At 70.2% G+C, this 19,006-nt stretch carries 15 protein-coding genes; 11 read left to right on the top strand and 4 right to left on the bottom strand.

The features are described 5' to 3' along the window. The first annotated feature begins 70 nt into the window (after nt 1-70). The gene (mltA, locus tag HLB44_RS05185; protein ID WP_173121382.1) at nt 71-1,261 is read left to right on the top strand and encodes a murein transglycosylase A; all 1,191 of its coding nucleotides are present in this window, start codon (nt 71-73) and stop codon (nt 1,259-1,261) included. Here mltA and HLB44_RS05180 read toward each other — a convergent pair. From HLB44_RS05180 to HLB44_RS05170, 3 genes are all read right to left on the bottom strand, one after another. Next, on the bottom strand, nt 1,258-1,947 hold the full coding sequence (locus HLB44_RS05180) for a hypothetical protein (RefSeq protein ID WP_173121380.1): 690 nt from the start codon (nt 1,945-1,947) through the stop codon (nt 1,258-1,260). The two genes, mltA and HLB44_RS05180, sit on opposite strands and share 4 nt — an antisense overlap. Before the next feature lie 33 nt (nt 1,948-1,980). After that, nucleotides 1,981-2,889, bottom strand: coding sequence for an EamA family transporter (locus HLB44_RS05175; protein ID WP_173121378.1), 909 nt, complete (start codon nt 2,887-2,889; stop codon nt 1,981-1,983). 73 nt (nt 2,890-2,962) lie between these two features. Beyond that, complete coding sequence (locus HLB44_RS05170) at nt 2,963-3,538, bottom strand: Lrp/AsnC family transcriptional regulator (RefSeq protein ID WP_173121376.1); 576 nt, start codon at nt 3,536-3,538, stop codon at nt 2,963-2,965. Nucleotides 3,539-3,649: 111 nt separating this feature from the next. Here HLB44_RS05170 and HLB44_RS05165 point away from each other — a divergent pair, with 111 nt between their 5' ends. Then, complete coding sequence (locus HLB44_RS05165) at nt 3,650-7,240, top strand: indolepyruvate ferredoxin oxidoreductase family protein (RefSeq protein ID WP_173121374.1); 3,591 nt, start codon at nt 3,650-3,652, stop codon at nt 7,238-7,240. Between the two features lie 7 nt (nt 7,241-7,247). Here the strand turns inward: HLB44_RS05165 and HLB44_RS05160 are convergent, their stop codons facing one another. Next, nucleotides 7,248-7,991, bottom strand: coding sequence for a GNAT family N-acetyltransferase (locus HLB44_RS05160; protein WP_246312127.1), 744 nt, complete (start codon nt 7,989-7,991; stop codon nt 7,248-7,250). Nucleotides 7,992-8,048: 57 nt separating this feature from the next. On the opposite strand from HLB44_RS05160, the gene HLB44_RS05155 reads away from it, so the two are divergent. From HLB44_RS05155 to HLB44_RS05115, 9 genes are all read left to right on the top strand, one after another. Next, entirely contained in the window at nt 8,049-8,930 is an 882-nt protein-coding gene (locus HLB44_RS05155; RefSeq protein WP_173121370.1) for an NUDIX hydrolase, read from the top strand. 90 nt (nt 8,931-9,020) lie between these two features. Continuing rightward, nucleotides 9,021-9,569: a cytochrome b gene (locus HLB44_RS05150; protein WP_173121368.1), complete on the top strand. Its 549-nt coding sequence runs from the start codon at nt 9,021-9,023 to the stop codon at nt 9,567-9,569. Between the two features lie 74 nt (nt 9,570-9,643). Beyond that, a complete protein-coding gene (locus HLB44_RS05145; protein WP_246312097.1) occupies nt 9,644-10,201 on the top strand; it encodes a YceI family protein in 558 nt (185 codons plus the stop codon). A 69-nt stretch (nt 10,202-10,270) separates the two neighbouring features. Then, nucleotides 10,271-10,846 (top strand): YceI family protein, encoded by a 576-nt coding sequence (locus HLB44_RS05140; protein ID WP_173121364.1) that lies wholly within the window; start codon nt 10,271-10,273, stop codon nt 10,844-10,846. Between the two features lie 10 nt (nt 10,847-10,856). After that, a complete protein-coding gene (locus tag HLB44_RS05135; protein WP_173121362.1) occupies nt 10,857-11,429 on the top strand; it encodes a YceI family protein in 573 nt (190 codons plus the stop codon). A gap of 142 nt (nt 11,430-11,571) precedes the next feature. Beyond that, complete coding sequence (locus tag HLB44_RS05130) at nt 11,572-12,699, top strand: TRAP transporter substrate-binding protein (protein WP_173121360.1); 1,128 nt, start codon at nt 11,572-11,574, stop codon at nt 12,697-12,699. 90 nt (nt 12,700-12,789) lie between these two features. Then, nucleotides 12,790-13,410, top strand: a complete 621-nt coding sequence (locus HLB44_RS05125; protein ID WP_173121358.1) for a TRAP transporter small permease subunit — start codon at nt 12,790-12,792, stop codon at nt 13,408-13,410. Further along, on the top strand, nt 13,407-15,353 hold the full coding sequence (locus tag HLB44_RS05120; RefSeq protein ID WP_173121356.1) for a TRAP transporter large permease: 1,947 nt from the start codon (nt 13,407-13,409) through the stop codon (nt 15,351-15,353). Before HLB44_RS05125 ends, HLB44_RS05120 begins: the two co-directional genes overlap by 4 nt. Before the next feature lie 84 nt (nt 15,354-15,437). Next, nucleotides 15,438-18,806, top strand: coding sequence for an ATP-binding protein (locus tag HLB44_RS05115; protein WP_173121354.1), 3,369 nt, complete (start codon nt 15,438-15,440; stop codon nt 18,804-18,806). Nucleotides 18,807-19,006 lie beyond the last annotated feature (200 nt).

Raw genomic sequence — 19,006 nt, 5'->3', positions numbered from 1 at the left:
GAACATCGTCCACCAGACGATGAATACCAGCAGCAACAAGGCTCCCAAGGCCTCCAACAGAATCACCCACATGAGAACAGGACCCCGCAGCGCAGCGGCGGCGATTCTAGGCATCGTCGCCGGCTGCGCAGCGCCGCCCGGCGAGCGGCCGGCCCCGGTCGACGACGCGCGGCCGCAGCCGCCGGTGACCGACAGCCGAGCGCGCCCGACGCCACCCGCGCCGGCGCTCGCCGGCCCGGTGATCGAGCGTCCCGGTGCGCGCTGGGTGGCGGTGTCGTGGTCCGAGCTGCCGGGCTGGGCCGACGACCGCAGCGCCGAGCTGTGGCCCGCGCTGCGCGCCGGCTGCATCAAGCCGACGCCCGAGTGGATCGGGGTGTGCCAGCGCGCCGCGCGCTTCACGCCGGCCGACCACGGCTTCGCGCGCGAGTTCCTGCAGCAGGAACTGCAGCCCTACCGCGTCGAGGCCCGCGACGGCACGGCGCAAGGCCTGGCCACCGGCTACTTCGAGCCGCTGATCGCCGCCAGCCGGCGCCCGCGGCCCGGCTTCACGGTGCCGCTGTACCGCCCGCCCGCCGACCTGGGCGAACGCCGCCCGTATTGGACACGCCAGCAGCTCGAGACCCTGCCGGCGGCGCGCCAGGCGCTGCGCGGCCTCGAGATCGCCTACGTCGCCAGCCCACTCGACGTGCTGGTCCTGCAGATCCAGGGCTCGGGCCGGCTGCGCCTCGTCGAGCCCGACGGCCGCGAGCGCGAGCTGCGCCTGGCCTTCGCCGCGCACAACGACCAGCCCTACCGCTCGGTCGGCCGCTGGCTGATCGAGCAGGGTGAACTGCGCGCCGACGCCGCGTCGTGGCCGGCGATCCGCGACTGGGGCCAGCGCGCGACGCCGCAGCGCCTGAACGAGATGTTGTGGAGCAATCCGCGCGTGGTCTTCTTCCGCGAGGAGGCGCTGACGCCCGATGTGAGCGGCCAGCCCAGCGGCCCGAAAGGCGCGCAAGGCGTGCCGCTGACCGCCGGCCGCTCGGTGGCTGTCGACCCCAGCGCCGTGCCCTACGGCACGCCGCTGTGGCTGGACACCACCGAGCCGCTGTCGAGCACGCCGCTGCGGCGGCTGGTGATGGCGCAGGACACGGGCGGCGCAATCACCGGCGCGGTGCGCATCGACTACTTCTGGGGCACCGGCGAGACCGCCGAGCAGCAGGCCGGGCGCATGAAGCAGCCGCTGCGGCTGTGGGCGCTGTGGCCGAAGCCGCCGGCCTAACGACCCGTACGCGACACCTTCACCTGCAGCGCGCAGCCGGGCGCACCGCCATCGACCGCCCGCGCCAGCGTGGTCCAGCGCTCCAGCGGCACTTGCAGCACCGTCTGCAGCGACCAGCCGGGCCGCGCAGCGGCCGGCGCGGAGTCGGTGGTCTGCCGCGTCACGACGGTGATGCGCACCGGCTCGCTGCCGCCGGGCCAGCGCGGCTCGACCTGCAGCTCGCGCTGGGCGTCGGGGCGGCTGCTCGGCTGCAAGGTGATGGCGCCGCGGGGCGCCCCGCCACGCGGTGCGGAGGCGCCGGGCGAGGGCAGCCAGGCGCCGACCAGCTCGTACTCGCGCTGCGGCGCGCGGCCGTCCTGCCAGCGCAGGCTGCCGAGCTCGCCGTTGGCCACCGTCACTTCGAGCAAGGGCGCGTCGGGCGCCGCGGCCGATGAGCGCCAGGTGCGGGCGCCGGGCATCTCGGTGCTGCCTGTCGTGCCGGTGGTCACGCTGCCGGGCGCCGGCGCTGCGGGCGCTTCGGTGGCGCAGCGCAGGCCGATGCGCAGCGGCACGTCGGGCAGCAGCGAGCGCGCGAGCTCCTCGCGCTCCGAGCGCGGGCGCTGCGCGCCGGCCGTCGCCGCACCGACCAGCAGCGCCGCAGCGAGCGCGGTGCAACGGAGTCGCTGCGGCAGCATGCGGACAGGCATCGCGCGAGCTTACGCGCTGCGCGCCGACTCGTTTCAGCGCTTCAACAACCCGCGCAGCGCCGGCCACCACAAATTCAACGCCAGCCCGCCGACGACGAGCGCGGCCGCGCCGACCTTCCATGCCGGCAAGGGCTCACCCAGCCACAGCGCCGAACTGACCAGGCCGAACACCGGCACCAGCAGCGCCCACGGCACGATCGTCGAGGCCGGATGGCGCAGCAGCAACCAGCCCCAGGCGGCGTAGCCGAACAAGGTGTTGCCCACCGATTGCCACAGCACAGCGGCCCAGGTCGCCGCGCCGGCGTGCTGCAGGCCGTGCGCGATGCGCTCGGGGCCTTCGACGATCCACGCCAGCACGAGCAGCGGTGGCACCGAGAACAGGCTCGCCCACACCACGTAGGCCAGCATGTTCACCCGCCCGGCGCGGCGGCTGACGATGTTGCCGCCGGCCCAGCTCAAAGCCGCCGCCAGCACCATCAACACGCCCAGCGGCGTCGTCTGCGCGTCGACATTCAGCGCGATCACGACCAGGCCCGCCGCCGCCAGCGCCAGCGCGATCCACTGGAACGGCCGCAGCCGTTCCTGGTGCGCGCCGCCACTGCGCCGCGCGACCCACATCGCCAGCCCGATCGTGAAGAAGACCTGCGTCTGCACGACCAGCGATGCCAACCCGGGCGAGATGCGCCCCTGCATCGCGACGAACAGCAGCCCGAACTGGCCGGCGCCGATCAGCACGCCGTAGGCCGCCAGGTCACGCCACGGCACCGCCGGCCGCTGCAGGAAGAGCGCCGCCGGCAGCAGCGCGAACAGGAAGCGCAGCGTCGCCATCGTCAGCGGCGGCATCTCCTCGAGCGCAATGCGGATGATCGCGAAGTTGGTGCCCCAGACGGCGACGACCGCCAGCGCCAGCAGCGCGTGGCGCCAAGGGAGCGCAACGCTCACCCGAGCCCCCTACGGCGCTTCGCGCCGGTCCCCCCGAGGGGGAGCGAGCGCCTTCGGAGCGGCCGGGCGGCGCTCACCGCGGCGCCGTCCGAAGATGCGCCAACGGCAAGGTCGCGCTCGACTTCAACTCGCCGAGCGAGAAGCTGGTGTGCACGTCCTTGACGTTGGGCAGCTTGAACAGCGTGTCCATGGTCCAGCGCGCATAGGCGTCGAGGTCGGTGGTGACGACGTGCAGCTCGAAGGTGCCGGCGCCGCTGATGTAGTGGCAGGCGATGACTTCCGGCAGGCCGCGGATCGCCTCGGCCAGCGCCTGCGTGGCCTCGGCGTTGTTGCGCTCGGCGTCGACGCGCACGAAGGCCAGCACGCCCAGGCCGATGCGGCGGCGGTCGATCTCGGCGCGGTAGCCGGTGATGTAGCCCTGCGCTTCCAGCCATTTGACGCGGCGCCAGGTCGGTGCGGCCGACAGCCCGATGCGGGAGGCCAGCTCGGCGTTCGACAGCCGGGCATCACGCTGCAGCTCGTCGAGGATCGCGACGTCGTAGCGGTCGAGCCCTTGACCCTGGCCGTGGCTTTCGTCGGCCTCGGCCGCAGCGCTCAGCGTTTTCCCTGGACCGGGCTTGTTGAGCAGTTTTCTTTCTTTTATCGGCATGAATTCAGCAAGAAGCTTGCTGCAAGTATGGCAAGGACGGCAAAGAAAGAAAAGACTTCGCAGCCCCGTTTTCCTACACTGACCGACTTCCCACGCGTGGAGCCGCCGCCCATGAATGCCCCCCTGCCCGAGTCGATCCGCAAGGCCCTCGAGACCGTCTCTCTCGAAGACAAATACGCGCTCGACCATGGCCGCGCCTTCATGAGCGGGGTGCAGGCGCTGGTGCGCCTGCCGATGCTGCAGCGCCAGCGCGATGCGCTCGCCGGGCTGAACACCGGCGGCTTCGTCAGCGGCTACCGCGGCTCGCCGCTCGGCGGTTACGACCAGGCGCTGGCGGCCGCGAAGAAGCACCTGGCCGAGCACAACATCGTGTTCCAGCCCGGTGTGAATGAAGAGCTCGGTGCCACCGCCGTCTGGGGCACGCAGCAGCTCGATCTGTACCCGAAGGAAAAGAAGCACGACGGCGTCTTCGGCATCTGGTACGGCAAGGGCCCGGGCGTCGACCGCTGCTCCGACGTCTTCAAGCACGCCAACATGGCGGGCACCTCGAAGCACGGCGGCGTGATCGCGATCGCCGGCGACGACCACGTCAGCAAGAGCTCGACCGCGGCGCACCAGAGCGACCACATCTTCAAGGCCTGCGGTCTGCCGGTGTTCTTCCCGTCGAACGTGCAGGACATCCTCGACATGGGGCTGCACGCGTTCGCGATGAGCCGCTTCGCGGGCGTGTGGACCGGCATGAAGACGATCCAGGAGGTCGTCGAATCGTCGTCGTCGGTGTTGGTCGACGCCGACCGCGTCAACATCATCATCCCCGAGGATTTCCAGATGCCGCCGGGCGGCCTGCACATCCGCTGGCCCGATCCGCCGCTGGAGCAGGAAGCGCGGCTGATGGACTACAAGTGGTACGCGGCGCTGGCCTACGTGCGCGCCAACAAGCTGAACCACAACGTCATCGCCGGCCCGAACGACCGCTTCGGCATCATCGCCACCGGCAAGGCCTACAACGACACGCGCCAGGCGCTGTCCGACCTGGGCCTCGACGACGCCGCCTGCACGCGGCTGGGCATCCGGCTGCACAAGGTCAATGTGGTGTGGCCGCTGGAGGCGACGATCACGCGCGACTTCGCGCAAGGCCTGCAGGAGATCCTGGTCGTCGAGGAGAAGCGCCAGGTCATCGAGTACCAGCTCAAGGAAGAGCTCTACAACTGGCGCGCCGACGTGCGGCCGAACGTGCTCGGCAAGTTCGACGAGCCCGAGGACGGCGTCGGCGGCGAATGGTCGATGCCCAACCCGAGCGCCAACTGGCTGCTGCGCGCGAAGGCGGATCTCACGCCGGCGATCATCGCCAAGGCCATCGCCAAGCGGCTGAAGAAGCTCGGCGTCGATGCCGACACCGTGCGCCGCATGGACGAGCGCATCGCGGTGATCGAGGCCAAGGAAGCCTCGCTCGCGCTGATGGACCTGAACACCGGCGAACGCGCGCCCTGGTTCTGCTCGGGCTGCCCGCACAACACCTCGACCCGCGTGCCCGAAGGCTCGCGCGCGGTCGCCGGCATCGGCTGCCACTACATGACGGTGTGGATGGACCGCAGCACCAGCACCTTCACGCAGATGGGCGGCGAAGGCGTGCCCTGGGTCGGCCAGGCGCCGTTCACCACCGAGAAGCACATCTTCGCCAACCTCGGCGACGGCACCTACTTCCACAGCGGCCTGCTGGCAATCCGCCAGTCGATCGCCGCCGGCGTCAACATCACCTACAAGATCCTCTACAACGACGCCGTCGCGATGACCGGCGGCCAGCGCGTCGGCGAGCGGCCTGAAGGGCACTCGGTGCTGCAGATCATGAACAGCGTGCTCAGCGAAGGCGTGCGCAAGCTGGTGATCGTCACCGACGAGCCCGAGAAGTACGACGGCGCGCCGCTGGCCACCGGCGTCACCGTGCACCACCGCGACGAGCTCGATGCGATCCAGCGCCAGTTCCGCGAGCTCGAAGGCTGCACCGTGATCATCTACGACCAGACCTGCGCCACCGAGAAGCGGCGCCGCCGCAAGCGCGGCACGATGGCCGAGAGCGAGAAGCGCGTGGTCATCAACGAGCTGGTCTGCGAAGGCTGCGGCGACTGCTCGGTGCAATCGAACTGCCTGTCGGTCGAGCCGGTCGAGACCGAGTTCGGCCGCAAGCGCCGCATCAACCAGAACACCTGCAACAAGGACTTCTCCTGCGTCAAGGGCTTCTGCCCGAGCTTCGTGACCGTCGAAGGCGGCACGCTGAAGAAGCCGAAGAAGGCCAACAAGGCGGATCTGACCGGCCTGCCGCCGCTGCCGGAGCCCGCGCTGCCGGTGGCCGAAACGGCCTGGGGCATCGTCGTCGCCGGCGTCGGCGGCACCGGCGTGATCACCATCGGCCAGCTGCTCGGCATGGCCGCTCACCTCGAAGGCAAGGGCATCGTCACGCAGGATGCCGGCGGCCTGGCGCAAAAGGGCGGCAGCACCTGGAGCCACATCCAGATCGCCAACCGCCCGGAAGCGATCCACACCACCAAGGTCGACACCGCGAAGGCCGATCTGGTGATCGCCTGCGATGCGATCGTCGGTGCGCAGAAGTACACGCTGCAGGTGATGCAGCTGGGCCGCACCTTCGTCGCGATGAACAGCCACGGCACGCCGAGCGCGGCCTTCGTCACCAACCCGAACTGGCAGTTCCCGGCCGGCAGCTGCGAGGCCGCGCTGCAGCATGCGGTGGGCCGCGACCAACTGCGCAACTTCGATGCCGAGCAGGTGGCCGTGCAGACGCTGGGCGACAGCATCTACACCAACCCGCTGATGCTCGGCTTCGCCTGGCAGTCGGGCCGCATCCCGCTCGGCCATGCCGCGCTGATGCGCGCGATCGAGTTGAACGGCGTGCAGGTCGACAACAACAAGGCGGCCTTCGAATGGGGCCGGCGCTGCGCCCACGACCTCCAGTCGGTGCAGGTGCTGTTCAAGACCGCGCAGGTGATCGAGTTCGTCAAGAAGCCCTCGCTCGACGAAATGATTGGCAAGCGGATCGAGTTCCTGACCGGCTACCAGGACGCGGCCTACGCCCAGACCTACAAGGCGGTCGTCGACAAGGTGCGCGCCGCTGAAAGCGGGTTGAACAAGGGCACGGCGTTGAGCGAAGCGGTCGCCCGCTACCTGTTCAAGCTGATGGCCTACAAGGACGAGTACGAGGTCGCGCGGCTGCACACCGATCCGGCCTTCCAGGCCAAGGTCGACGCGATGTTCGAAGGTGACTTCAAGCTGGTGCACCACCTGGCGCCGCCGCTCTTCGCCAAGCGCAACGACAAGGGTGAGCTGGTCAAGAAGCCGTTCGGCCCGTGGATGCGCACCGCTTTCGGGCTGCTGGCGAAGTTCAAGGGCCTGCGCGGCGGGGCGCTCGACATCTTCGGCAAGACGGAAGAGCGCCGCACCGAGCGCCAGCTGATCGTCGACTACCGCACGACGATCGACGAGCTGCTGCGCGGCTTGAGCGCCGCCAACCTCGCGCAGGCCGCCGAGATCGCGCGCCTACCCGAGGAGATCCGCGGCTATGGCCACGTGAAGGAACGCCACCTGGCCGCCGCGCGTGCCAAGTGGGAAGGGTTGATGGTGCGTTGGCGGCAGAGCAGCGGCGCGGCCGTCGGGCAGGCCGCCGGGGGAAGGGCCGTGACGAACGGTTGAGCGACGATCACCGCTTGATGAGTCGGAGCTTCCCACCGACCCGAACAAGCAGCGTGGCGAGCTTGCCCATCGTCATGTGCAAGCTCACCAGGGGTGCCCGGGGCGGCAACTGCGGCTTGGGCGGCGCCCGTGCGCAGTCGAGCTGCGCAAACCGCTCACGCGTCAGCGAGATCAGTCTCGCCGTCTTGTGCGGGAGATACAGCGCCTTGCCGAGCTCGTAGCCCGCCTGCGCACAGCGCACCAACATCTTGTGGTTGCGGATGTCCGGCTCAGCCACGATGCGCCGCACCGCCGGATCGCGGAACAGGTAGCCGCTCAATGCGAGCATGACGAAATAGGTCAAGTCCGGAACCCGCTCGTGGCGTGGCGGCGCCACGATCAGATGAAAGCCCCGGTCGGCAGGCTGCACGGCGTAGTAGCGGCCGAGCGCGTCGCTTTCCGGCCGGTAGCACTCGAGCATGAACAAACGCTCGCCGGTCGATAGCCTCACGCCCATCAGCAATTCCCGGTCAGAGCGCTGCAGCATCTTGATCAACCGGGTGCGCACCTCCTCGAGCGACTTGTGCTGCATGCCCCAGAATCTGGCGTAGTCGCGGTTGAACCAATCGTGCAGATGCGCCGCATCAACTCCAGGGTCCAGCACACGTATGCCAATCGCCTCGCGGCCGCGAAACGTGAACAGGAAGTCGTCCCTCACCTCTGCACGGATCACATTCACCGGACTGCTTCGGCCGTTCGACATGCAGGCCATGATGGCCAAGCGAATCCGATCCGGCAAGGCCGGCGTCCGCCCCGAGGGGGCCATGTCATGAGGACGCCGCGCTGGCATGCCCTGCCGCTTGCGCGGGCCTGCAACGGCAGCACGCGAGTGCGCTTGTTCATCGTCGATGGCGGCGAAGCGCTCGAAGCCGGTTCGGTGGCGCGCACGCACTTGGCGGCGCTGGCGCGTTGGACCGGCGCGCTGCGCATCGATCCCGAGAGCGTCACGCTGACCGTCCCGGCCGACGAACGCAACGCCTTCTTCGCCGAAGCCAACCGCTGGCTGCATCACGCAGGCCTGCTGATCGGCTGGCGCAGCGAGACCTACCCGGTCACTGCACTCGGCGATGGCCGGCGGCTGGCCAGCATCGAACGCACGGCAGCGCGCTTCTGGGGCACGCTGACCTTCGGCGCGCACTGCAACGGCTACGTCGCCGACAACGACGGCCGGCCGCAGGCGATGTGGATCGCGCGCCGGGCGCTCGACAAACCCACCGACCCCGGCCTGCTCGACAACCTGATCGGCGGCGGCGTGCCCGAGGGCCAGAGCCCGCTCGAGACGGTGCTGCGCGAAGGCTGGGAGGAAGCCGGGCTGACGCCGCGCGAGATGCTCGACCTGGAGCCCGGCCATGTGCTGCAGCTGGCGCGCGACATCCCGGAGGGCTTCCAGCGTGAGCACCTGAGCGTCTTCGACCTCGCGCTGCCGGCCGCGACGACGCCGGTGAACCAGGACGGCGAGGTCGCCGAGCTGACCTTGATGCCGATCGCCGAGGCGCTGGCGCTGGCCGCGACCGATGCGATGACCGTCGACGCCGGGCTCGTGACGCTCGACTTCGCACTGCGCCACCGGCTGCTGCCGGCCGAGACGCACGCCGCGCTCGAGGCCGCGCTCGCACCCTTGCGGATCGGCCCGACCATGCTGTCAGATTGACGGTCGGGAACTTTTCCGTTCAAGCAAACTGAAGCAGCGGCTCAAGACCGCTGAACGCTGCCCTCCGAGCGCGCCGGCACACTGCGCGCCATGTCGCCCTCCCCGGACCTCGCCCGCCGCTACAGCACGCCGGCCATCGCGCTGCACTGGCTGCTGGCGCTGATGATCCTCGGCTCGCTCGGCGTCGGCTGGTACATGACCGGCCTGACGATGTCGCCGACGCGGCTGAAGCTCTACAACTGGCACAAGTGGGCCGGCGTGACGATCCTGACGCTGAGCGCCGGGCGCCTGCTCTGGCGCCTGACGCACACGCCGCCGGCCGATGCGCCGATGCCGGCCTGGCAGGCCAACGCCGCGCATGCCGCGCACGGGCTCCTGTATGTCTTGTTCTTCGCCGTGCCGCTGGTCGGCTGGGCCTACAGCTCGGCCGCCGGTTTTCCGATCGTCTGGTTCGGCGTGCTGCCGCTGCCCGACTTCGTCAGCCCCGACAAGGCGCTCGCCGAAGCGATCAAGCCCTGGCACGGGCGGCTGGCCTACACGCTGGCGATCGTGGTCGTGCTGCACGTCGGCGCCGCGCTGAAGCACCACTTCGTCGATCGCGACGGCCTGCTGCTGCGCATGATGCCCACGCGCGGCTGATGGGCACCGCGTCCGTTTTCCACCCTGGCTTCGTAGGTCGGCGCATGTTCATCGAGCGCCGGAGAAAGATCCTGATGTCACGTTCCCTCGTCATCGCGGCCGCGTTCGCCGCCCTCGCCGCCTCCGCCTCTGCCCAGACCGTCGTGCCCGCGCAAAGCGAGATCGCCTTCGTCAGCAAGCAGATGGGCGTGCCGGTCGAGGGCAAGTTCAAGAAGTGGGCGGCGCAGGTCGCGCTCGATCCGAAGAAGCCCGAGGCCGGCCAGGTCCAGCTGACGATCGACACCGCTTCGGCCAGCTTCGGCGCCGCCGAGACCGATGCCGAAGTGCCCAAGGCCAACTGGTTCAACGTCGCCAAGTTCCCGCAGGCGAGCTTCCAGTCGACCGGCATCAAGGCCGCCGGCGCCGGCAAGTACGAAGTGACCGGCAAGCTGACGATCAAAGGCAGCGTCCGCGACGTGATCGTGCCGGTGGCCGTCACGCAGGCCGGCGCAGCCAGCACCGCGGTCGGCAGCTTCACGATCAAGCGGCTCGACTTCAAGATCGGTGAAGGCGAATGGGCCGACACCTCGATGGTCGCCAACGAGGTGCAGGTCAAGTTCAAGCTCGCTCTCAACGGCCTCGCGCCGTTGTAAGAGTCCCCCGGCTTCGCGCCGCTGTAGACGCGCTCTCTTTCCCTCCCAACACAGCCCTGGAGTTTCCCGATGATCATTCGCAGCATCCTCGCCGCCGTCCTGGCCGCCACCGCCGTCGGCGCGCAAGCGCAGGGCGCGACCTACGCGCTCGACCCGACGCACACCTTCGTGACCTTCGAGATCGGCCACTTCGGCACCTCGACGAACCGCGGCCGCTTCGACAAGAAGAGCGGCGCCGCACAGTTCGACCGCGCCACCAAGAACGGCAAGCTCGAGGTGACGATCGACACCACGTCGATCAGCACCGGCGTCGCGCCCTTCGACAAGCACCTGCAGAGCAAGGACTTCTTCAACGTCGCCGAGCACCCGAGCGCGAAGTTCGTTTCCGAGAAGTTCAACTTCGCGGGCGACAAGGTCAGCGAAGTCGCCGGCCAGCTGACGCTGCTGGGCAAGACCGCGCCGGTGACCTTGAAGGCCAGCAACTTCAACTGCTACGACAACCCGATGCTCAAGCGCGAGGTCTGCGGTGGCGACTTCGAGACCACGATCCAGCGCAGCCAGTTCGGCATGGACTGGGGCCTGAAGATGGGCTTCCCGGACGCCGTGCGCCTGATCGTGCAGGTCGAAGCGATCAAGCAGCAGTAAGCTCCCTCGCATGAAACCCGCCGCCGCGCTGCTCTTCACGCTCGCGGCGGCCAGCGGCGCGGCCACCGCCGCGCCGCAGGACTTCCGGCTCGACCCGACGCACAGCTTCGTGCACTTCGAGCTTCTGCACTTCGGCGCATCCACTTTGCGCGGCCGCTTCGGGCCGCTCGAGGGCACGTTGAGCTTCGACCGCGCCGAGCGCCGCGGCCGCGTGCAGGTGGTGGTCGACACCCCGAAAGTCAGCACCGGCTTGGCCGTGCTCGACGCCCGATTGCGCGAAGCCGACATGCTGTCGGTCGAAGCGCACCCCCAAGCCTTCTTCGTCGCCGAGCGTTTCGACATCGATGCGCAGGGCCAGGTCACGGCCGTGCGCGGCGAGTTCACGCTGCGCGGCGTCGGCCAGCCGCTGGAATTGAAGGCGCAGCGCTTTCGCTGCTACACCAGCCCGCTGTTCAAGCGCGAGGTCTGCGGCGGCGACTTCGAGGCGCGCTTCAACCGCAGCGCCTTCGGCATCACGCACAGCCTGCCCTTCGTCGGCGACTCGGTGCGCCTGTTGGTGCAGGTCGAAGCCATCGCGCAATAGAGTCGCGCAGGAGAGGCCTGCATTTTTGCGGCCCCGCCCGGCAGGGATCGCCCCATTGCCAAGCGGGGGACGGCGGCGAATAGTGGGTCGCGCAGGCCTCGCTCTGCAGGCCGCACGTTCCGCCAATAACCGGAGACAAGCCATGTCCGAGCTGAAGAAGGCCGGCGCGCCGGGCGCGCCGCGACGTCGTTTCCTCAAGCGTGCCGCGGCCGGCGGCGTTGCCGCGGGTGGCCTGGCCGCGCCGATGATCTCGCGCGCGCAGACCACCAGCTTCCGCTTCCAGTCGACCTGGCCGGCGAAGGACATCTTCCACGAGTACGCCCTCGACTTCGCGAAGAAGGTCAACGAGATGGCCGGCGGGCGGCTGAAGATCGAAGTGCTGCCCTCCGGCGCGGTGGTCGGCGCCTTCCAGGTGCTCGAAGCCGTCAACAAGGGCACGCTCGACGGCGCGCACGGCGTGCTGGTCTACCACTACGGCAAGAACACCGCGCTGTCGCTGTGGGGCTCGGGTCCCTCGTTCGGCATGGACGCCAACATGCTGCTCGCCTGGCACAAGTACGGCGGCGGCGAGGAGCTGCTGCAGGAGATCTACAAGAGCCTGAACATGGACGTGCAGTCCTATGTCTACGGGCCGATGCCGACGCAGCCGCTGGGCTGGTTCAAGAAGCCGATCGCGCGCGTCGAGGATCTCAAGGGCATCAAGTTCCGCACCGTCGGCATCGCGGTCGACGTCTTCACCGAAATGGGCGCGGCGGTCAACCCGCTGCCCGGCGGCGAGATCGTGCCCGCGCTCGACCGCGGCCTGATCGACGGGGCCGAGTTCAACAACGCCTCGTCCGATCGCCTGCTCGGCTTCCCCGACGTGGTGAAGAACTGCATGCTGCAGAGCTTCCACCAGAGCAGCGAGCAGTTCGAAATCCTGTTCAACGGCCCGAAGTACCGCGCGCTGCCGGCCGAGCTGAAGAAGATCATCGACTACGCCGTCGAAGCGTCCAGCGCCGACATGAGCTGGAAGGCCATCGACCGCAACTCGAAGGACTACATCGAGCTGAAGAAGGCCGGCGTCAACTTCTACAAGACACCCGACGCCATCCTGCGCGCGCAGCTCGACACCTACGACAAGGTGGTCGCCAAGAAGGCCGCCGAGAACGCGCTGTTCAAGAAGGTGCTCGACAGCCAGCGCGCGTTCGCGCAGCGCGCCGGCCAGTGGCAGAACGACTACCTGGTCGACATGAAGATGGCCTACAACCACTACTTCGGCAAGAAGTAGAAGAGGTTCCGCGCTCCCCCGGACTGCCGGCCGCGACCTGAGCGCCGGCAGTCCTCTTTGCGAGGCGCGTGAGCATCACGAGGAGGGCGAATGCAGAAGCTGTTGCTGGCGGTTGATCGCCTGTCGACCTGGCTCGGGCAGTTCTTTGCCTGGTCGGTGCTGATCATGACGCTGCTGATCAGCGCCGAGGTCTTCTCGCGCTACGCGTTGAACCAGCCGCACGACTGGGCGCTGAACGTGCAGATCATGTTGTACGGCACGCTGTTCATGATGGCCGGCGCCTACACGCTGGCCAAGAACAACCACGTGCGCGGCGACGTGCTCTACGGCTTCTTCGCCCCACGCACGCAGGCCACGGTGGACCTGGTGCTCTACGTGCTGTTCTTCCTGCCGGGCATCGTCGCGCTGACCTGGGCCGGCTGGACCTACGCGGTGGAGGCGCTGGTGATCCGCGAGAAGACCTTCTCGGCGACGCCGCTGCCGCTGTACCCGTTCAAGTTCGTGATCCCCTTCGCCGGCGGGTTGCTGCTGCTGCAGGGCATCGTCGAGATCGTGCGCTGCATCGTCTGCCTGCGCGAGGGCGCGTGGCCGTCGCGCGAACAGGACGTCGAGGAGGTCGACGTCGACAAGCTCAAGGCCATGGTGCACGTGCGCGACGAGGACATCGCCGCGCTCGACAAGTACGTCGCCCCACCCAAGGGGACAGCATGAAGATCCGCAAGGAGCTGTGGTTCGGCTTCATCCTGATGGGGCTGATCCTGCTCGGCATCGCCGTGGTGCTGCTGCGGGCCGAGACCATCACCAATGGCCACCTCGGCCTGCTGATGCTGGCGCTGATCGTCGTGGCGATCATGCTCGGCTTCCCGACCGCGTTCACGCTGATGGGCATGGGGATGATCTTCACCTGGCTCGCCTACGAGCGCGATCCGAACAAGACGCTGGACCTGATGGTCCAGGCGGCGTTCAAGGTGATGAGCAACGACGTGCTGATCTCGATCCCCTTGTTCGTCTTCATGGGTTACCTGGTTGAACGCGCCAACCTGATCGAGCGGCTGTTCCGCAGCCTGCACCTGGCGATGGCCCGCGTGCCGGGCTCGCTGGCGGTGGCCACGATCTTCACCTGCGCGGTCTTCGCCACCGCCACCGGCATCGTCGGTGCGGTGGTCACGCTGATGGGGTTGCTGGCCTTTCCGCAGATGCTGCGCGCGGGCTACGACGTCAAGCTGTCGGCCGGCTCGATCACCGCCGGCGGCTGCCTGGGCATCCTGATCCCGCCCTCGGTGATGCTGATCGTCTATGGCGCCACGGCCGGCGTCTCGGTGGTGCAGCTGTATGCCGGCGCGTTCTTCCCCGGGCTGATGCTGGCCGGGCTCTACATCGTCTACGTGATCTTGGTCGCGAAGCTGAAGCCGCATCTCGCGCCGCCGCTGTCGGCCGCCGACCGCGTGGTGCCGCTGCCGCCGCTGACGCAGTCGCTGTCCGAGGCCTTCTCGAACCGCGCGCTGTCGGCCTTGCTGCGGGCGCTGAAGGGCCGTGCCAACGCCGGCGTGCCGCTGGGCTACCTGCTGCGCCAGCTCGGCATCGCGCTGCTGCCGCTGATCACGGGCCTGCTGGTCGCCGTGCTGGGCTGGCTCATTGCCACCGCGCCGGCGGCACCCGTGGCGGCGCCGCTGGCCGGCAGCGCCGGCGTGCAGGAGCCCCCCGGCAGCCGCGCCGGGCTGGCCGCGCCGCCGGCGGCCGGTGGCCTCGCCGAGCCGCCCGGCGCGGGCGGCCTGCAGGAGCCACCCGGGGCCGGAGGCCTGCAGGAGCCGCCCGGTGCCGGAGGCGTGAAGGAGCCGCCCGGTGCCGCCACCGCGCCCGGTGCATCAGCGGCCCCGGCGCCGGTCGCGCCACGCACCGACGCCCCGCGCGGGTTCTGGATCGGCCTGGGCATCGGCGCCTTCGCGCTGCTGCTGTTCTACGCCCGCTTCAGCTTCCAGCGGCTCGAGATCTTCAAGATGCTGCTGAGCTCGTTCTTCCCGCTGGTGGTGCTGATCCTCGCGGTGCTCGGCTCGATCGTCTTCGGCCTGGCGACACCGACGGAAGCCGCCGCGGTCGGCGCTTTCGGCGGCCTGTTGCTGGCGGCCGCCTATCGCCAGCTGAGTGCCGGCGTGCTGAAGGAGTCGGTGTTCCTCACCGCCAAGACCAGTGCAATGGTCTGCTGGCTGTTCGTCGGCTCGGCGATCTTCTCGGCGGCCTTCGCGCTGCTGGGCGGGCAGGAGCTCGTCGAGCGTTGGGTGCTGTCGATGAACCTGACGAAGGTGCAGTTCCTGATCCTGTCGCAGTTCATCATCTTCATCCTCGGCTGGCCGCTCGAGTGGACCGAGATCATCGTGATCTTCATGCCGATCTTCATTCCGCTGCTCGACAACTTCGGCGTCGATCCGCTGTTCTTCGGGCTGCTGGTCGCGCTGAACCTGCAGACCGCCTTCCTGAGCCCGCCGGTGGCGATGGCGGCGTTCTACCTCAAGGGCGTCAGCCCGCCGCACGTCACGCTGAACCAGATCTTCGCCGGCATGATGCCTTTCATGGGCATCCAGGTGATCGCGATCGTGCTGCTGTACATGTGGCCGCAGATCGGGTTGTGGCTGCCGCAGCTGCTGTACTCACGCTAACGAGCTGAGGGGGGCGCTGGCCGGCGCTTCCCTCCGACGGTGGACGCGCGCGCCGAGCGCCGGCGCTAAGGTACGCGCCCGACCATGCGTGCCGAACCTGCGCCCTCGCCCTCGCTGATGCTGCACCTCGCCGGCGCGCCGCAGCTCGCGTGCGAGGGCGGCGCGCCGCAGCCGCTGGCGACGATCGACGCGCTGCTGCTGGCCTGGCTGGCGATCGAAGGCCCGACGCCGCGCGAACGCCTGGCCGGCCTGCTGTGGCCGGCCAGCAGCGCCGAAGCGGCGCGCAACGCGCTGCGCCAGCGCCTGTTCCGGCTGCGCCATGCGCTCGGCGGCGAGGCGATCAGCGGCAACCGCGTGCTGGCGCTCGCCCCCGGCGTGTTGCACGACCTGCACGCCGCGTCGACGCTGCTCGGCCCGCTCGAGACCGACGCCGACGGCGCGCTGGCCGACTGGCTCGCCGCCGAACGCCGGCGCCGCCGCGAAGCCGAGCGCCAGCGCCTGCTGCAGCGCATCGCGGTGCACGAGCAGGGCGGCCAGCCGGCGGCCGCGCTGCCGCTGGCCGAGGCGCTGGTCGCGCTCGACCCGCTGCGCGAGGATGCGCAGCGTTGCCTGGTGCGCCTGCACTACCTGGCCGGCGACCGCGCCGCCGCGCTGCAGGCCTTCGACCGCTGCGAGCAGCTCTTGAAGCACGAGCTCGGCGCCCGCCCGTCGCCCGAGACGCTGGCGCTGCTGGCGACGATCGAGGCCGCCCAACCCGCTGCGCCGGCCGCCGCCGCCGCGGCGCAGCGCCACCGCCTGCCGGCCGCGCTGCTGCGGCCACCCCGGCTGGTCGGCCGCGCCGCCGAGCTGGCGCTGCTGCACGGCGTGCTGCAGCGCCGCGGCCGGCTGCTGCTGACCGGCGACGCCGGGCTGGGCAAGTCGCGGTTGCTGCAGGCGCTCGACGAGGACCCGGCCGGCGCGCTGGTCGTCGCCGGCCGCCCCGGCGATGCGCTGGTGCCGTATGCGACGCTGGCACGCCTGTTGCGCGGTGTGCAGGCGCGCTGGCCGGCGCTGCTCGATGCCGCGCCGCAGCCCGCGCACCTGGCGCCGCTGCTGCCCGAGCTCGCCGGCGCCGACGAAGCGCCCGCGCCGCGCGGCGACCAGTTCATCGCCGCGCTGCAGGCGGTATTGCAGGCGGCGCAGGCGCAGCTCGCCGGCCTCGTGCTCGACGACCTGCATTTCGCCGACGACGCCAGCCTGCAGCTGCTGCCCGAACTGGTGGCCGGCGGCGGCGCCTGGGTGCTGTCGTCGCGACCACCGGTCGACGGCACGGCGCTCGGCCGCGCGCTCGCCGAGCTGGCCGCCGCCGGCCCGCTCGACACCCTCGCGCTGCAGCCGCTGGACGATGCGGCGCTGGCGGCGATGGTCGACTCGCTGGCGCTGCCCGGATGGCGCGGCGACGCGCTGGCGCCGGCCTTGCGCGCGCGCAGCGGCGGCAACCCGCTGTTTGCGCTGGAGACGCTGAAGCTCGCGTGGTGCGAGGGCCAGCCGCTCGATGCCGGCACGCTGCCCTGCCCGCGCAGCGTCGGGCAATTGATCGACACAGCGCTCACCGCGCTGTCAGCGCCGGCGCTGCGGCTGGCACGTTTCGCGGCCATCGCCGGCATCGATTTCGCGGTGCCCCTGGCCGAGCAGGCGCTGGGCAGCGATGCGCTGCAGCTGGCCGATGCCTGGGGTGAGCTCGAAGCGCGCCAGGTGCTGCGCGGCACGGCGTTCACGCACGACCTGATGCACGAGGGCGTGCTGGCCGGCATTCCGCAGGTGCTGGCCTGCCATGCCCATGGCACGGTGGCGCAATGGCTCGAAGCGCATGCCGGCGAACCGGCGCGCATCGCCGCGCACTGGGAGGCCGCGGGTGAAGCCGCACGCGCGCTGCCGGCACTGCGCGCCGCTGCCGAACGCGCGCACGCCGCGCTGCGCGAGCCCGAGCGGGTCGGCTTCCTGCTGCGCGCGGCCGACATCGCCGAAGGCCACGGCCAGCCCGACGACGCCTTCGCATGGGTGACGCAGGCGCTCGAAGCGCACATGAACACGATGCGCGATGCCGCCGGTCTGCCGCTGCTCGATCGGCTGGACCGGCTGGCACGCACGACAGCGCAACGCGCCAACGCGGCCGGCCAGCGGGCCTGGTACCGCAGCAACCTGGGCGACGGTGCCGGGGCGATCGAAGACGGACAGCGCGCGCTGGCGCTCGCCGCCGAGATCGACGATCCGGCACTGAAGGCCTCGATCAGCCAGCGCCTGGGCACCGCGCTGGCGATGGCCGGTCGCTTCGACGAGGCGCTGCCGCAGCTGCGCGCCGCCGAGCCCTGGGTCGACGCCAACGGCAGCAGCGACACCGCGGCCGAGTTCCACGGCAACCTCGCCGCGGTGCTCGACAACCTCGGCCGGCCGCTGGAAGCAGCACCCTGCCACCAGCGCGTGATCCGCGCGACGCAGGCGCTCGCCGACCACAGCTTCCAGGCCACCGCGCGCGCCAACCTGGCGGTCAGCCGGCTCAATGCCGGCGATGTGGCCGGCGCGCGCGAGCAGCTCGCGCTGGCGCAGCAGTTGATCAGCAGCTTCGGGCTGCAAGGCGCCAGCGCCGCCTTCATCGCCGCGCTGCAGGCCCAGGCCGCGCGCGCGTCAGGCGCCTACCGCGAAGCGCTGCAGTGGTGCGACGACGCCGAGGCCCTGCTGCTGCGCGCGCGCTCGGGCTGGCTGCCGGTGGTGCAGATGCACCGCGCGCAGATCTGGCTCGATCTGGCGCAGCCGGCGCGCGCGCAGCAGGCGCTGCAGGCCGCGCAGCTCGACGGCGACGCGCCGGCCCGGCTGCGCTCGCGCCATGCGCTGCTGCAGGGGCGCCTGAAACGCGCGCTCGGCCGCGACGCAGCGGCCGACTTCGATCACGCGCTGGCGCTGGCGCCGATGGCCGGCTGGCCCGAGCAGCGCCTGACGATCCGCATCGAACGCGCGGCGCTGCTGACGCCGGCCGCCGCTGCGGCTGAGCTGCTGGCCGTCGCCGCCGAAGCGCGCGCGCTCGGCCTGTGCGGCGTCGCGCTGGCCGCCTGGCTGCGCGCCGCGGCACTGGCGCGGCGCGGCGATGACGCGCCGCGCCGCGTGCCGGAGACGGTGGCCGCAGCGGCGCAGAACGCCAGCCGCTCGGCACAGGCGCTGATGGTGGCGAACCCGGCGCTCGAGCCGAACCAGCTCTACCGCGCCGAGCGCTGGCTGGGCCCGGCGCAAGCCGCGCTGGCGCGTGGCGACCCTGCCGCCGCCGCCGCTCTCGCCGACGAGGCCTGGGCGTGGATCACCGACACCGCCGCGCACCGCGTGCCCGAAGCGCAGCGCGACGGCTACCTGCACCGCCACCCGGTGCACGACGCGCTCGCGCGGCTGCGCGTGCTGCCGGCGCGGACCCGCGTCATCGCCTGATCCTTCACGAATCGTCGCGGCCACCGCGGGCTTGCCCCAAGGGCATTGACAGCGAATTGACAGCGCTGATCCCTAGCCCGAAGTTCCTCCCATCCACGTAGTCATCATGCGGGCGCAAGTCCGCGTGATTGCTGAACATTGGCGCCCTTGAGGCGCTTTTGTTTTCTCGATTTTGTAGTCACTAAATTGGCTTGACTTCG

This window comes from Pseudaquabacterium terrae, assembly GCF_013266755.1.
Classification (GTDB): Bacteria; Pseudomonadota; Gammaproteobacteria; order Burkholderiales; family Burkholderiaceae_C; genus Pseudaquabacterium; species Pseudaquabacterium terrae.
The sequence above is the reverse complement of the archived record's forward strand: the minus strand, read 5'-3'. Positions and strand labels throughout refer to the sequence as shown.

Excerpts from the sequence above, each read along its gene's own strand:
- mltA (WP_173121382.1), top strand. The coding sequence starts at position 71 with ATGAGAACAGGACCCCGCAGCGCAGCGGCGGCGATTCTAGGCATCGTC.
- HLB44_RS05180 (WP_173121380.1), bottom strand. The coding sequence starts at position 1,947 with ATGCCTGTCCGCATGCTGCCGCAGCGACTCCGTTGCACCGCGCTCGCT.
- HLB44_RS05170 (WP_173121376.1), bottom strand. The coding sequence starts at position 3,538 with ATGCCGATAAAAGAAAGAAAACTGCTCAACAAGCCCGGTCCAGGGAAA.
- HLB44_RS05165 (WP_173121374.1), top strand. The coding sequence starts at position 3,650 with ATGAATGCCCCCCTGCCCGAGTCGATCCGCAAGGCCCTCGAGACCGTC.
- HLB44_RS05160 (WP_246312127.1), bottom strand. The coding sequence starts at position 7,991 with ATGGCCTGCATGTCGAACGGCCGAAGCAGTCCGGTGAATGTGATCCGT.
- HLB44_RS05155 (WP_173121370.1), top strand. The coding sequence starts at position 8,049 with ATGAGGACGCCGCGCTGGCATGCCCTGCCGCTTGCGCGGGCCTGCAAC.
- HLB44_RS05150 (WP_173121368.1), top strand. The coding sequence starts at position 9,021 with ATGTCGCCCTCCCCGGACCTCGCCCGCCGCTACAGCACGCCGGCCATC.
- HLB44_RS05145 (WP_246312097.1), top strand. The coding sequence starts at position 9,644 with ATGTCACGTTCCCTCGTCATCGCGGCCGCGTTCGCCGCCCTCGCCGCC.
- HLB44_RS05140 (WP_173121364.1), top strand. The coding sequence starts at position 10,271 with ATGATCATTCGCAGCATCCTCGCCGCCGTCCTGGCCGCCACCGCCGTC.
- HLB44_RS05135 (WP_173121362.1), top strand. The coding sequence starts at position 10,857 with ATGAAACCCGCCGCCGCGCTGCTCTTCACGCTCGCGGCGGCCAGCGGC.
- HLB44_RS05130 (WP_173121360.1), top strand. The coding sequence starts at position 11,572 with ATGTCCGAGCTGAAGAAGGCCGGCGCGCCGGGCGCGCCGCGACGTCGT.
- HLB44_RS05125 (WP_173121358.1), top strand. The coding sequence starts at position 12,790 with ATGCAGAAGCTGTTGCTGGCGGTTGATCGCCTGTCGACCTGGCTCGGG.
- HLB44_RS05120 (WP_173121356.1), top strand. The coding sequence starts at position 13,407 with ATGAAGATCCGCAAGGAGCTGTGGTTCGGCTTCATCCTGATGGGGCTG.
- HLB44_RS05115 (WP_173121354.1), top strand. The coding sequence starts at position 15,438 with ATGCGTGCCGAACCTGCGCCCTCGCCCTCGCTGATGCTGCACCTCGCC.